The organism is Polynucleobacter necessarius (genome assembly GCF_900096755.1).
GTDB classification, from domain to species: Bacteria; Pseudomonadota; Gammaproteobacteria; order Burkholderiales; family Burkholderiaceae; genus Polynucleobacter; species Polynucleobacter necessarius_K.
Window position 1 is genome coordinate 402,752 of the sequence record NZ_LT615227.1, and the last position, 13,957, is coordinate 416,708.

The 13,957-nt window shown below is 46.1% G+C and carries 14 protein-coding genes and 1 pseudogene; 8 read left to right on the plus strand and 7 right to left on the minus strand.

Features of this window, described 5'->3' with window-relative positions; translation table 11 throughout:
* The first annotated feature begins 20 nt into the window (after positions 1–20).
* The 6 genes and pseudogenes from DXE27_RS09025 (at position 21) to dacB (ending at position 5,176) form a co-directional block, all read left to right on the plus strand.
* Positions 21–554, plus strand: a complete 534-nt coding sequence (locus DXE27_RS09025; protein WP_197712277.1) for a hypothetical protein — start codon at positions 21–23, stop codon at positions 552–554.
* The gene (locus tag DXE27_RS02025) at positions 554–1,177 is read left to right on the plus strand and encodes a response regulator transcription factor (RefSeq protein ID WP_128112703.1); all 624 of its coding nucleotides are present in this window, start codon (positions 554–556) and stop codon (positions 1,175–1,177) included. Before DXE27_RS09025 ends, DXE27_RS02025 begins: the two co-directional genes overlap by 1 nt.
* A gap of 7 nt (positions 1,178–1,184) precedes the next feature.
* Positions 1,185–1,598, plus strand: coding sequence for a type 2 periplasmic-binding domain-containing protein (locus DXE27_RS02030; protein ID WP_128112704.1), 414 nt, complete (start codon positions 1,185–1,187; stop codon positions 1,596–1,598).
* A 169-nt stretch (positions 1,599–1,767) separates the two neighbouring features.
* The gene (locus DXE27_RS02035; RefSeq protein ID WP_128112705.1) at positions 1,768–2,973 is read left to right on the plus strand and encodes a sensor histidine kinase; all 1,206 of its coding nucleotides are present in this window, start codon (positions 1,768–1,770) and stop codon (positions 2,971–2,973) included.
* Entirely contained in the window at positions 2,970–3,614 is a 645-nt protein-coding gene (locus tag DXE27_RS02040) for a response regulator (RefSeq protein WP_172457100.1), read from the plus strand. The genes DXE27_RS02035 and DXE27_RS02040 overlap by 4 nt, the downstream gene beginning before the upstream one ends.
* A gap of 41 nt (positions 3,615–3,655) precedes the next feature.
* Positions 3,656–5,176, plus strand: a pseudogene (dacB, locus tag DXE27_RS09540) (D-alanyl-D-alanine carboxypeptidase/D-alanyl-D-alanine endopeptidase).
* On the opposite strand, the gene DXE27_RS02050 reads toward dacB, so the two are convergent.
* The 7 genes from DXE27_RS02050 to DXE27_RS02080 are packed head-to-tail and all read right to left on the minus strand — an operon-like array spanning position 5,122 to position 12,615.
* Positions 5,122–6,225, minus strand: a complete 1,104-nt coding sequence (locus tag DXE27_RS02050) for an L-threonylcarbamoyladenylate synthase (protein ID WP_128112707.1) — start codon at positions 6,223–6,225, stop codon at positions 5,122–5,124. The pseudogene dacB and the gene DXE27_RS02050 sit on opposite strands and share 55 nt — an antisense overlap.
* A gap of 2 nt (positions 6,226–6,227) precedes the next feature.
* Positions 6,228–7,400 carry a 5-(carboxyamino)imidazole ribonucleotide synthase gene (locus tag DXE27_RS02055; protein WP_128112708.1) on the minus strand — a complete coding sequence of 391 codons (1,173 nt, stop codon included), beginning with the start codon at positions 7,398–7,400 and terminating at the stop codon, positions 6,228–6,230.
* A gap of 3 nt (positions 7,401–7,403) precedes the next feature.
* The gene (gene purE / locus DXE27_RS02060; protein WP_128112709.1) at positions 7,404–7,898 is read right to left on the minus strand and encodes a 5-(carboxyamino)imidazole ribonucleotide mutase; all 495 of its coding nucleotides are present in this window, start codon (positions 7,896–7,898) and stop codon (positions 7,404–7,406) included.
* 50 nt (positions 7,899–7,948) lie between these two features.
* Positions 7,949–8,845, minus strand: a complete 897-nt coding sequence (locus tag DXE27_RS02065; protein ID WP_128112710.1) for a phosphoribosylaminoimidazolesuccinocarboxamide synthase — start codon at positions 8,843–8,845, stop codon at positions 7,949–7,951.
* 7 nt (positions 8,846–8,852) lie between these two features.
* Entirely contained in the window at positions 8,853–9,917 is a 1,065-nt protein-coding gene (gene fba, locus DXE27_RS02070) for a class II fructose-bisphosphate aldolase (RefSeq protein ID WP_128112711.1), read from the minus strand.
* 47 nt (positions 9,918–9,964) lie between these two features.
* Positions 9,965–11,401 (minus strand): pyruvate kinase, encoded by a 1,437-nt coding sequence (gene pyk, locus DXE27_RS02075; protein WP_128112712.1) that lies wholly within the window; start codon positions 11,399–11,401, stop codon positions 9,965–9,967.
* Between the two features lie 2 nt (positions 11,402–11,403).
* Positions 11,404–12,615 carry a phosphoglycerate kinase gene (locus tag DXE27_RS02080; protein WP_128112713.1) on the minus strand — a complete coding sequence of 404 codons (1,212 nt, stop codon included), beginning with the start codon at positions 12,613–12,615 and terminating at the stop codon, positions 11,404–11,406.
* Positions 12,616–12,822: 207 nt separating this feature from the next.
* On the opposite strand from DXE27_RS02080, the gene DXE27_RS02085 reads away from it, so the two are divergent.
* Positions 12,823–13,746, plus strand: a complete 924-nt coding sequence (locus DXE27_RS02085) for a branched-chain amino acid transaminase (RefSeq protein WP_128112714.1) — start codon at positions 12,823–12,825, stop codon at positions 13,744–13,746.
* A gap of 14 nt (positions 13,747–13,760) precedes the next feature.
* On the plus strand, positions 13,761–13,949 hold the full coding sequence (locus DXE27_RS02090) for a zinc-finger domain-containing protein (protein WP_128112715.1): 189 nt from the start codon (positions 13,761–13,763) through the stop codon (positions 13,947–13,949).
* Positions 13,950–13,957: the final 8 nt, after the last annotated feature.

The window sequence follows — 13,957 nt, forward strand, 5'->3', positions numbered from 1 at the left end:
GAAGATTTATTCCTGGAATCTTGCCCGTTCCAACAAATGTCATGGCATCGAGCGAGTATGTAGACGCCATGAGTGATCTGATTTTGAATTCACGCCTACCAGTCGGATTGGTAGCTATCGGACTTCAGTCTATTCCCGAGTACAGCATGTCATCCACATATAAAGATGGCTTACTGCGAATGCGCCGTCTAGGAGCGTTGCTGCACTTTCTCAATTTTTCAGGCAGCGTTGAGCAATTGCAGTGGGTGGAAGAGATGCAAATGGATGGCGTTCATATTGATATGACTCAACTCCGAAACGAGATGCTGCCGTTTGATGCGCTCTCACAAATAAGACGGCCTGCGTACTCATCAACACAAATTTACGCTAGCAATATTGCGCTTGTAAAAGATATTGAAAATGCCGCTGAGTGGCAGATAGACTATTGCTATGGCGGTTTGATGATGCCCCCATTAAGTAGGCACCAAACCTTACAAATTAATGATAGCAGAATTGCTAAAGCCATTTTTTCGCTGCACCCTCATCAACACCCAAACCAAAACGGAGATAAGTAATGAGAAAACGCGTGATGTTGGTAGACGACCATCCAGCTATGCTGATGGCTCTTAAAAGTATGTTGCAAGATCAGTTGTTGTTTGAAATTGTCGGACAAGCCCAAAATGGCGAGGAATGTCTGAGATCCATGAAAGAAGTAAATCCAAACATGGTGATTCTAGATTTGGATATGCCAAAGACAGATGGCTTCGACGTTATCCGACGCATTGGCTTAATGCATCCCGAAGTTCGCATGCTGGTGCTATCTAGTATGGATGAGGCGGTTTATGGAGGTAGGGTGCGATCTTTAGGCGGACATGGATTTGTCAATAAAACTGCTGGGGCCGATGTCATTCTTGCAGCTTGCGTTGCTATCTCACAGGGATACAACTTTTTTACTCACGGAAAAAATGGCAATAGCCCTCTGAGTGACAACGATAAGCTAGCCTTAATCTCTGATCGTGAATTGCAAGTCATGAAATACCTCGGAAAAGGCAATACCAACCAACAAATTTCAGACATGCTTCACATCAGCAATAAAACGGTCGCCACATACAAGACACGAGTATTCGATAAATTAGGCATAAACAATATTGCAGACTTAATTTTGTTCTGCCGCATGAATAAGATTATCGAAAGCTAAAGTAAGCATGCATCGGTTCATTATCTTTTTAGCCCTTGTTGCCTCCATACTGGCAAATGGAACTATCCATGCGCACACTCTAGGCCATGAAGAGCGGCAATGGATCGATGCTCACCCAATTGTTCGATTTAGCATTCATGAAAAGTATGCGCCATACTTGCAAAGCAAACAGGGCAGCGCAGATGCTGGTGTATTTCACATGCTTCTTGAAAAGCTAGGGAACTACACTCAACAGCAATTTCTACCGACATGGAGAAAAACAGATAAGGAAGGCTTACGTCAGCTAGCTAATGGCGAAGTAGGCTTCATCATTGATCCACCTGCGCTCGATGAGGAGTATCTTCGATTCGGCGCATTATCGGAAGCCATTTTTTGGGGTCATGATGCCATCCTTACCAACACCGCTAAGGGGATAAATTGACCCCAATAATGTTGCGTATTTTGATCGCGGCTTTGAGGGCCAGCTTTTTATCACAGAGCCCAATGCAAATATATCTAGCCAAATCGACAAGCTAACCTTTGACTTGCTCAAAAATGATATTGACGCCCTGATTCTCCCGATACGCCTGGCTCAGCAATGGATAAAAAAGTTGGATAAGGTAGAACTGCGTATAGATGGCCTCTACACCAGGGAGCCTTTTGCATATCGCTGGCTCATCTCACATCAGGATGCCCCGCTCAATCAAATTCTTGATGACTTCCTCGAAAACCTTGATCCAATTGAATCGCGCCATTTATTTGCTATTCACCCCCTAGAGTTGCAGTCTAGTAATAGCCCTCACTGGAACAAGCTAGCTTGGATTTCAACTCTCTTACTACTAATGGTCGGGACATTGATGATGTGGCGCTGGCAAAGAACGAAAGCGCTTCAAGAGCAAATCACGACAAACTTGATTTTTTCTAAGGAGATTGCAGAAAAAGCAAATGCGGCTAAATCTGCCTTCCTAGCAACTATGAGCCATGAGATTCGCACGCCGATGAATGCCATTCTGGGAGTACAGGAGCTATTACTCACGAGCCAGAAATTTCCAGCGAACGATAAATTACTCTTAAAGAGCGCTTATGCTTCCGCAGAATCACTCTTGGGCATTTTGAATCAGGTTTTAGATCTCTCCAAAATAGAGGCAGGAAAATTAACGCTCAATTTAGAGCCTTACTGCCTCAATTCTCTGATTGATGACATTGACTCAACCTTCGCAACGGTAGCCAATAAACATAAGCTCGCGCTGTATACCATTAAAGACCCGCGTATTGCCCCCGTCCTCATGATGGACGCCTTACGACTTCGTCAAATCCTGCAAAACTTACTAAGCAATGCAATTAAATTTACCGATCAAGGTGAAATTTACTTCTCCATTGGCGTATTGGCCGATGACCATGCTGGACAACTGATTGAGTTTCGCGTTATTGATACTGGTATTGGCATGGGCAAAGAAGAAATCAAGCTAGTACTTCAAGCCTTTGAACAAGTACCAGGAAAAACAGATCAAACCAATGGAACCGGGCTCGGCCTTACCATCACCAATCATCTAGTGACATCAATGAACAGCCAACTGTACTTTGAGAGCGATCCTGGATTTGGAAGCAACATCCATTTCAGCATTGCATTTCCTCGTACAGGTATGGCAGCGTCGAAGACCGGCGCTGATAGCAGCCAAATACTGCTCTCTAGGAAAATTGTCTCTAATAGCTCTGTGGCCGAGAAACGAACGCTCCACGCATTGGTAGTTGAGAACCATCCCGCTAGCCGCCACAAATCATATCCTTACAGCTGGAGGCATTCGGCATTGAAGTGAAAGTCTGTGAAAGTGCATTCATAGCAATAGAGCTGCTTTCAAAACAGCATTTTGATTTACTCATTACCGATCAATCCATCCCAGGAATGCAGGGGTCTGATTTGGCTAAGAAGATTCGTTCGCTGGGATTTACGGATCTCATCATCATCGGAGTAACGGCAGATATCTATGCTCTAGATTCTCGCCATCGGTTTTTGGCGGCCGGAATGAACGGGGTATTAATTAAACCGCTTAGCCTAATGAGCCTTAAAAATGAACTTGCCCGCTATTTCAAGATTATTGAAGTTGACGCCTTAGAAGGCTTACAAAATACTTCGGATGAATATACCTTTGACGCCTTCGCGAATCTCTTAAGAGAAAAGCCAAATCAAGTCGTAGTGATACTCGATGAGATTAAAAAAGTGCACGACGAAGTCTTGGAGATGTTACAGAACAAGCCAGTCAATGAGGTCTTATTAAAAAGCCTAATTCATAAAGTAAAAGGGGGTGCTCAGTTACTCAGCGCTCAAGAATTCATTCAATCTTGTGAACGCCTGGAGAATGAAGCCTCCCTCCCCACAACAATAGAGTCATTTCAACTAGTCCTACAGGATCAAAACCAGAATATTCTTCGTCACATGAAGAAGTTTTCAGATTCTTAAGTAATTTTGATATCTGATAGCGGGGGTTTATTCTATGGGGGATGCGACACTTTTTTAAATGCCTTCGTAAACCCACTTTAGCCGCCCTAACGGTCTGTGCTGGCTTACTCACCCCTTCAGTTCATGCGGATGATGTCAATGGATCCATTCCCAAGGCAGTAAGCAATAGCCTAGAGCGCAATCAAATCCCAAAAGACTCCATCAGCATTTCGGTCATTGAAATCGAACCCAGCAACCCAGGGAAATATGTTGGCAAGAGCGTTTTAGATTGGCGTGCAGCAGAGGCCATGAAGCTAGTAACAACGCTTACGGGCCTAGACATTCTGGGATCTAAATATCGCTGGCACACCAATATATATACCGATGGACTGATTCGACAAGGAACACTGAAGGGCAACTTGTATTTACAAGGCACAGGTGATCCAAAGCTTATTCTAGAGGAGCTGGCTAAGCTCATGAAAGAATTGCAGAATCTGGGAATACAAAAAATTGATGGCAATTTATTCTTTGATCGTAGTGCCTATGCGCCAAGCGTCATGGAACACAATACGATCGACGGTGAGTCGCTGCGCGCGTACAACGTTCCGCCGGATCCTTTGCTTTATGCATTTAGAACGCTCTCCTTTCAGCTAGGTAAATCGCGTACTGCCGACTTCATAGATGTCAACTACACACCCACTCTATCGGGGCTAAAAATTGATAACCAAATGCAATTGGTTGATCGGTCATGTGACAGCTGGAAAAGTAATATCCAATTTAATCTTGACCCAGAGGGTGGAAGTGGCACTAGCCAACTATTGACTGCACAATTCTCTGGCGCATTTCCAAGCGGTTGTAAAGGCGTTAATTACAACGTAGTTGCTCTGGATGCCGATACATTTTTGACCCAAGGATTTACTGCTGCCTGGGAATTAGCTGGTGGAAGCTGGGTGCAGCCACCAATTGGTAAAAATGCTACGGCACCACTTGCGGCCCGCTTACTACTGTAATATGAAGGCATCACCCTGGGTGAGGATGTGCAGGATATTAACAAGTACTCCAATAATGTCATGGCTCGTCAGGTCCTCTTAACGCTGGCATTGGAAAAAATGGGTAAGCCTGCCACTACCGCCAACGGAGAATTGGTTATTCAAAGTTGGCTCAAGCAGAATGGCCTTGGTTTCTCTGGCCTGGTAATTGAAAATGGCTCTGGACTCTCTCGCAATGAAGCGATTACTGCAGGGAATATGAACCAACTACTATTAACCGCGCGTAATCTGCCAGTGGGAGATATCTTCTACAACAGCCTGCCAATTGCCGGAACTGATGGCACGATGCGCAATCGCTTAATGACACAACTCAGAAAATTTTTACATCTTAAGAAAAAACCTGAGGCCAGAATTAAAACCGGATCACTAGCAGATGTGCGCGCTATCTCAGGCTATGTATTGAGCAAATCCGGAAAGATGTATGCGGTAACTTCTTTTATTAACCGCCCCAATGCATGGAGAGGTCTTGAGGCACATGATCAGTTATTGACGTGGCTGCTTGAGGATGGTCCAGAACCAAAACACGCGCGCTGAAGTCGATCTCTAACGCCATCCCATTCCTCGCCTGCAGGCAGCTCAGGAAACAAAATTAAATCCCAGTCCTGCTGATCCAAATCACGTAATGAACGATAAAGCCGGCTAGCAAAAGCTGCGCTATCGCTAGGCACTTCCACTTCCTTAAAGCACACCGATGGATGTCCGTCATCGCCAAGCGATGACTCTGAGTCCCAAACACCAACAGCTACGCGAGACTTGGTATCCGGGAATTCGCTTAAGGCATCCAATACACGGCCAGGCGCATATAAACGTAATGGCGTCGTAGGAGCGTAATGCGCTCGTAAACCTCCAGAAACCCTTGGCAGACTCTCTCCCTCGCCGGTTTCTTGATTTTCTCCACGCTGAAATACCTTGATTCCAGTCTTAGCCAGAATCTCACCAGGCGTAATGACACCGGGCCTGAGAAGGATTGCTTTGTCACCCGAAGATAAATCGATGATGGTGGACTCAATGCCGACCTCACAGTCACCGCCATCCAAAATCATGAGATCTAAAACACCCTCAAATTCATGACGAACGTCTGCAGCGCTAGTGGGAGATACCTTACCGAAACGATTGGCCGATGGTGCGACTACACCACCCTTAAATTTTCGCAATAACTCTTGTGCTACCGGGTGTGCTGGTGCGCGTATGGCAACAGTATCCTGACCACCCGTTAATTCATTCAGAACACTTTTATCTTTTATAAAGACTAGCGTTAATGGCCCCGGCCAAAAAGCATTCATCAGACGTAAAGCATCCTCAGATATATCCCTTACCCATGGAGCCAAGATAGGGACCCAATCTACCTGCGTCTGATCAAATTTATCTGGCGCTGCCAAATGCACAATCAATGGATGATTGGAAGGTCGCCCTTTGGTGGCAAAGATTTTTTTGATGGCCTCAGGATTTTTAGCGTCTGCGCCCAATCCATAGACAGTCTCGGTTGGGAACGCAACTAAACCACCGTCACGCAAGGTTTGCACTGCCTCATTCATCACTACGGAAGATTGTGGTGACTGACTATCAGCTGTGTCCGTAGACATTTCTAGGGCTCGATCCCTAATTCAGAAGCAACGGCTGCGCAATTTTGACGAGCCTCACCTAAACAGTTGATGTGACCCATTTTTCTTCCGATACGCGGATCTGATTTACCGTAAAGATGAAGTTTTGCATCTGGATGTGCAAGCACCTTATTCCAGGCGGGTTCTTTTGCGCGATCCTCACTACCTTCAAACCAAAGGTCGCCCAATAGATTAAGCATTGATACTGGCGCCAACTGACGTGTGTCGCCGAGAGGTAGACGTGCCATTGCTCTCACCTGCTGCTCAAACTGACTGCTGACGCAAGCATCCATCGTGTAGTGGCCAGAGTTATGCGGACGAGGAGCGATTTCATTGGCAACAATATCGCCGTTTTTCAATATAAAGAATTCGATGCAAAGTACGCCAACGTAATCAATCTTTCGAATCAGCGCTTTAGCAGCTTCGATAATTTTCTTTTCTTGCGCCGGCTTGAGGGATGGAGCTGGCACAGTCGAGGTATGCAAAATACCATCACGGTGAATATTTTGAGATACAGGATAAGCAACTACAGCATCGTCATAACCACGCACGACCAATGCCGAAACTTCAAAATCTAAATCCATGCGCTTTTCTAATACGCAAGGAACGCGACCAAAATTATTCCAAACCGTTTTCAAACCTTCTGAGTCATAGACAGTGGCCTGACCTTTTCCGTCATAGCCCATGCGCGCGGTCTTCAAAATTCCGGGAAAAAGGTCTGCGGGAACATGATCGATATCGGCATCATACTCAATCACAAAGTTGGGTGCGGGACCAATATTCGTTTCGGATTTCCAGGTGGCTAAAAATTTCTTCTCGGCTACCCGATTTTGCGCTAAAGATACGCAGCTACTGCGTGGGGCGACAAAGACACCCAATGACTCGAGCTCATCCAACGCCTGTGCTGGCACATTCTCAAACTCCGTACTAACTGATGCACAAAGTGAGGCCATCTCTTTTAGAGCAGCAGAATCCGTGTAATCCGCTTGGATAAATTTTTCTGCAATTGAGCCAGCAGGGCTATTGGATCCAGGATCCAAAACGCAAACTTTGTAACCCATTGACTGGGCGGCTTGAGTAAACATCCGACCCAATTGACCGCCACCTAATATTCCTAAATATGAACCCGGCAAAATGGGCTCCATACGATCTGCCATTGCTTAATATCCCGGCAAATTCATAGAGCGCGCAGTATCAGACTGCTTAACGCGAAACTCTTCTAACCGCTTTGCTAAATCTGCATCATGCAAAGCTAAGCCTGCAATCACATGCAAGGCTGCATTAGCAGCACCCGCTTCACCGATAGCAAAGGTTGCAACAGGAATGCCTTTGGGCATCTGCACAATTGAATACAAGGAATCTTCGCCGCGCAAATATTTACTTGCCACAGGTACACCATAAACAGGAACGATTGTCTTGGAAGCGAGCATTCCCGGTAAATGGGCCGCACCACCAGCGCCTGCAATGATTGCCTGCAAGCCATTGGCCTGTGCTTTTTCTGCGTACCGAAACATGTCATCGGGCATACGGTGTGCCGATAGAACTTTAGCCTCATGGGCGATTCCAAACTGCTCAAGCATTTGGGCGGCATGTTGCATGGTTTCCCAATCCGAATTGGAACCCATCACTATCCCGACTATTGGCTTTTTACTCATTTACCTCTCCAAATGCCTTCAATATCAACTCAATACTTTCTAAGACTCTATTATCCCTGAGTTAGGCGGGTCAGAGCTTCACGATACTTTTGGGCAGTCTTTTCAATGACGTCAGCAGGCAATTGCGGTGCTGGAGCGGTCTTGGGCCATAACTTACCATTCACTTCGGCTGTTTCAAGCCAATCACGCACAAATTGCTTGTCATATGACGGAGGATTTGAGCCAACATAATAGGTTTCAGCAGGCCAAAAACGAGAAGAGTCTGCAGTGAGAATTTCGTCCATCAAAACCGGTTGACCAGCATCATCTAAACCAAACTCAAACTTTGTGTCGGCAATGATGATTCCGCGAGTAGCCGCATATTCTGATGCTTCCTTGTACAAGCGAATACTAACTTCACGAATTTGATTGGCTAACTTCTCGCCAATTAATTCGATGACTTTTTCAAAAGAAATATTTTCATCGTGCTCGCCTACTTCAGCTTTAGCGGCTGGAGTAAAAATTGGCTCAGGCAGTTTTTGCGCATTCTCTAAGCCTGCTGGCAAAGCAATGCCGCAAACCTTGCCGGTTTCTTTGTAATCTTTCCAACCGCTACCTGCTAAGTAACCACGAACCACCGCCTCGACCAAAATAGGCTTTAAGCGCTTAGCTACCACTGCGCGGCCCTTTACCTGACTAACCTCATCCGCACTGACGACAGTTGCAGGATCAATGCCTGTTAAATGATTGGGGATGACTGATGCCAATTTCTCAAACCAAAAATTAGCCATCTGATTCAGTACAACACCCTTTTCAGGAATCGGCTCGCCCATTACGACATCGAATGCAGACAAACGATCAGTAGTGATCATCAATAACTTGTCATCACCCAAGGCGTATACATCGCGCACCTTGCCTTTGGATAGCAAAGGTAATGACTTAATAGAAGTTGCGTATAAACCAGCCATATTTAAATCACTTCACGATCTGAGTTAGTTTGCCGCTCTTATAAAGTTCAGCCATTTTTTCTAGGGAGATAGGTTTAATCTTGGAAGCCTGTCCAGCAGAACCAAAAGCTTGAAAGCGTGCAACACAGACTTTTTTGGCTGCTTCACGCGCCGGTTTCAAGTAATCACGTGGATCAAACTTGCTTGGATTCTCAATGAAGTAACGACGAATAGCGCCAGTCATTGCCAAACGAATATCGGTATCAATATTAATTTTGCGAACACCGTTCTTGATGCCCTCTTGGATCTCTTCAACCGGTACGCCGTAGGTTTCCTTCATATCACCACCAAACTCACGGATCTCAGCAAGCAGCTCTTGCGGAACGCTGGATGAGCCGTGCATTACTAAGTGGGTATTTGGGATGCGTGCGTGGATTTCTTTAATGCGATCAATCGCCAAGATATCGCCAGTTGGTTTTTTGCTGAACTTATATGCGCCATGACTAGTGCCAATCGCAATTGCCAAAGCATCACATTGAGTTGCCTTCACAAAATCTGCTGCCTGCTCAACATCTGTCAATAACTGCTCACGCGTCATCTTGCCGTCAGCACCATGACCATCTTCTTTATCGCCCTGCATAGTTTCAAGCGAACCCAACACTCCAAGCTCAGCCTCTACAGTGACTCCGATGGAGTGAGAAAACTTCACCACTTCCTTAGAAACATCTACGTTGTATTCGTAACTTGCAACCGTCTTTCCATCAGCCTCGAGAGAGCCATCCATCATGACACTAGTAAAACCACTTTTAATTGCAGCCATACAAACCGCTGGGCTTTGGCCATGGTCTTGATGCATGACGACTGGGATATGTGGGTAAGCCTCTACTGCCGCGGAAATGAGGTGGCGCAAGAATGCTTCACCAGCATATTTGCGCGCCCCAGCAGATGCCTGCATGATGACCGGAGAATCCGCTTCATTGGCTGCCTCCATAATCGCAGTAACTTGCTCTAAGTTATTTACGTTGAATGCTGGCAAGCCATAACCATTCTCTGCAGCATGATCCAAGAGTTGTCGTAAAGATACTAAAGCCATGATGTTCTCTTAATTAGTGTTGTTTAAAGTAGTGAATAGACTGTGAATTACTTCACGTGAATGATTTTGAGGTTATTGGTGCCACCAGGCTCACCCATTGGCTCACCCGAAGTTAATACCACCGTATCACCCTTGTTGACTGCGCCAGCCTTTTTCAAGCAAGCTTCCACTTCTTGCAAAGCGGTGTCGCGATCCTTGGTGTAATCAAGGCCAATTGGCGTCACGTTGCGATAAGTGCTTAATGCACGCTGAGTTGCAATCTTAGAGGTTAGAGCAAAAATCGGCACATGAATGTTATGACGGCTCATCCAAATAGCCGTTGACCCAGAATCAGTCAGGGCTGCAATCGCATTAGCATGCAAGTGGTGGGCGGTGAACAAGGCGCCTAATGCAATCGTTTGATCAATACGTGTAAAGGTTTGATCCAGAAAATCCGTATCCAACTTCACGGGGTCTGACTTTTCTGCTTCGATACAAATTTCTGCCATCGCTTTAATTGTTTGGACAGGATATGAACCTGCAGCAGATTCAGCAGAAAGCATCACTGCATCAGTGCCATCCAAAACCGCGTTAGCAACGTCGCTGACTTCTGCACGCGTAGGCACGGGAGCATTAATCATAGACTCCATCATTTGCGTAGCAGTAATCGTAAATTTATCCGCCTCACGCGCCCACTTAATCATGCGCTTTTGTAATGCAGGCACTGCCGCATTGCCAACTTCAATCGCTAAGTCACCACGTGCAACCATAATGCCGTCACTCTCAGCAATAATGCTTTTCAGGGCTTCGGGCTCAATAGCTTCTGCGCGCTCAACCTTGGCAATAGTGCGCACCTTACCAACACCATACTTTGCACTAGCTGCATCTGCCAGCTTACGAGCGTAAGCTATGTCAGCACCATCCTTTGGAAAGCTAATCGCCAAGAAGTCAACGCCCATAGCAATAGCGGCATCTAAGTCAGCAATATCTTTTTCAGTCAGAGCGGGCGCAGTTAAGCCGCCGCCGGCACGGTTAATACCTTTGTTATTTGAGAGTGGGCCGCCTTGCTCAACAAGGGTAAAAATCTCCCCGCCCTTGACGCTTTCGACACGCAAAACCACCAAGCCGTCATTTAATAAGAGTCGATCTCCAGGCTTAACATCATTTGGTAGCTCTTTGTAATCAAGACCAACACGGCCTTGATCGCCTACTTCACACGCGATATCCAAAATAAACTTCTCGCCTTCTTTTAGAAGAATTTTGGTGTCGGCAAATTTGCCCACACGAATTTTTGGACCCTGCAAATCGGCCATGATGCCAACTTCTTTACCCACCTCAGCAGAAATACTTCTCACCAAATCATGACGCGCTTTATGGTCAGCAACTGTGCCATGGGAAAAGTTCATACGTACTACATCTACACCTGCACGAATCATGTCACGCAATACTTCTGGTTTTTCTGATGCAGGACCAAGTGTTGCAATGATTTTTGTTGCTCGAAGCATATTTAGTCTTTCGCCCGTTCGGCCAATACTGCAAAGGCTGGCAATGTTTTACCTTCGAGGAACTCCAAGAAGGCGCCACCGCCAGTTGAGATGTAATCCACTTGATTTTCAATACCGTATTTCGCAATTGCTGCCAAGGTATCCCCACCACCAGCAATAGAGAAAGCTGGTGAATGCGCAATGGCTGCAGCAAGCATCTTTGTGCCGCCACCAAACTGATCAATTTCAAATACGCCCAACGGGCCATTCCAAACAATCGTGCCAGCGTGTGCAAGCATGATGGAAAGTCTTGCAGCTGTCTTAGGGCCAATATCCAAAATCATGTCATCTTCAGCAACTTGATCTGCAGGGACGCGGTTTGCACGTGCGAGTGGCGACAATTCATTTGCAACAACCACATCCTCAGGAATAGGCACATGCGCGCCACGCTTTTCCATGAGCGCCATAATTTCTCTAGCTTCATCAACCAAGTCTGGCTCAGCAAGTGATTTACCGATTGGTAAACCTTTGGCCAACATGAAAGTGTTTGCAATGCCGCCGCCAACAATAAGTTCATCTACCTTCTCTGATAACGCTTTCAGAATAGTGAGCTTAGAAGACACCTTAGAGCCAGCAACAATTGCTACGAGAGGGCGCTTAGGGCTTGCCAGTGCACGGCTCAAAGCATCTAATTCGGCAGCCATCAATGGACCAGCACAAGCAACTGGAGCAAACTTCGCCACACCATTAGTTGTTGCCTCTGCACGATGCGCAGTACCAAAAGCATCATTTACATAAACATCGCACAAGCCAGCAATCTTTTTTGATAGCTCGTCATTATTTTTTTTCTCACCAACATTCAAGCGGCAGTTTTCTAGCAAGACCACTTCGCCAGGATTGACTTCAAAGCCACCATTTATCCAGTCGCTAATTAAGGGGACTTTACGGTTGAGCAAAGTAGCAATGCGATCTGCCACTGGAGCAAGGCTATCTTCAGGCTTAAATTCACCCTCGGTTGGACGCCCTAAATGTGAAGTCACCATTACAGCAGCGCCAGCATCGAGACACATTTGTACGGCAGGCATAGAAGCCCGAATTCGAGTGTCTTCGGTAATATTTCCAGCCTCATCTTGGGGCACATTCAGGTCGGCGCGGATAAATACTCGCTTTCCCTTGAGTTGGCCTGACTGGGCTAAATCGCTTAAACGCTTAACTTTGAATAATGATTCCGGCATGAGATTGGGGCAAATATGATGGTTTATGGGGAATGCTCCATTCTAAATGCTCTGGGCCACCAAAACCAATGGAATGGGCCGATCTGACTGCGCTGCCTGCTCTACAATAGAGATAGAGACTTGGACGCAATTTGGCCCCAGAATGAATAAACCCCTAGCCTAGCGCCCCGATTAACCCGGTTTAATAGATATAAAAAGGTAGAGAAAATGTCGATGTCCGACCACGATGGCTTTATTTGGTCCGATGGGAAGCTGATTCCCTGGCGTGAGGCCAATGTTCACGTCCTAACCCATAGTCTCCACTACGGAATGGGCGTTTTTGAGGGTATTCGAGCCTACAAAACCCCCCAGGGCACAGCCATTTTCCGCCTCCAGGAGCACGTAAAGCGCCTTTTCAATGGAACCAAGATATTCCAAATGAATATGCCTTACAGCCAGGAAGAGATCACCAAAGGCATTATTGAGGTGGTTAACAGCAATAAGCTGGAATCTTGCTACATTCGCCCCATCATTTTTATTGGCTCCCAAAAGCTTGGGATTTCCCCAAAAGGTAACAGCATTCATACGGCTATTGCGGCCTGGGAATGGGGTGCTTATCTGGGTGAAGACGGCCTAAATAAGGGCATCCGCGTAAAAACCTCCTCTTTTACACGCCATTTTGTAAATTCCTCACTCGTTCGCGCAAAAGCATCTGGCTATTACATTAATTCGATTTTGGCCAATCAAGAAGTAACTGCAAACGGATATGACGAAGCTTTATCGCTCGATACAGAAGGCTATGTTTCTGAAGGCTCTGGTGAAAACCTTTTCATGGTTCGTAATGGCATCGTTTACACACCTGATCTTGCCTCTTGTCTTGATGGCATCACGCGTGACTCAGTCATGCAGATTGCAAAAGATCTTGGCTACGAAGTTCGTGAGAAGCGCATTACTCGCGATGAAGTGTATTCCGCTGATGAAGCCTTCTTCACTGGTACCGCTGCTGAAGTAACGCCAATTCGCGAACTCGACGATCGCACAATTGGCGATGGCAAGCGTGGCCCTATTACTGAAAAAATTCAGAAGACTTATTTTGATGCCGTCTACGGCAGAGATAGCAAATACAAAGCGTGGCTTACTTACGTTAAGTAATTAGGAAAAGAGATATGACTCAAGCTCAAGTAACAATGGTGGATGGTAAAGATTTGCCGCTGCATTGCCCCACCAATAAAACTCCAGCCTGGAATTCGCATCCACGCGTCTTTCTAGATATCACTAAAACCGGGGAAGCGAAGTGTCCATATTGCGGCACTGAATATAAGCTGATTCCGGGTACCGAACCACACGGTCACTAAGCCTTATC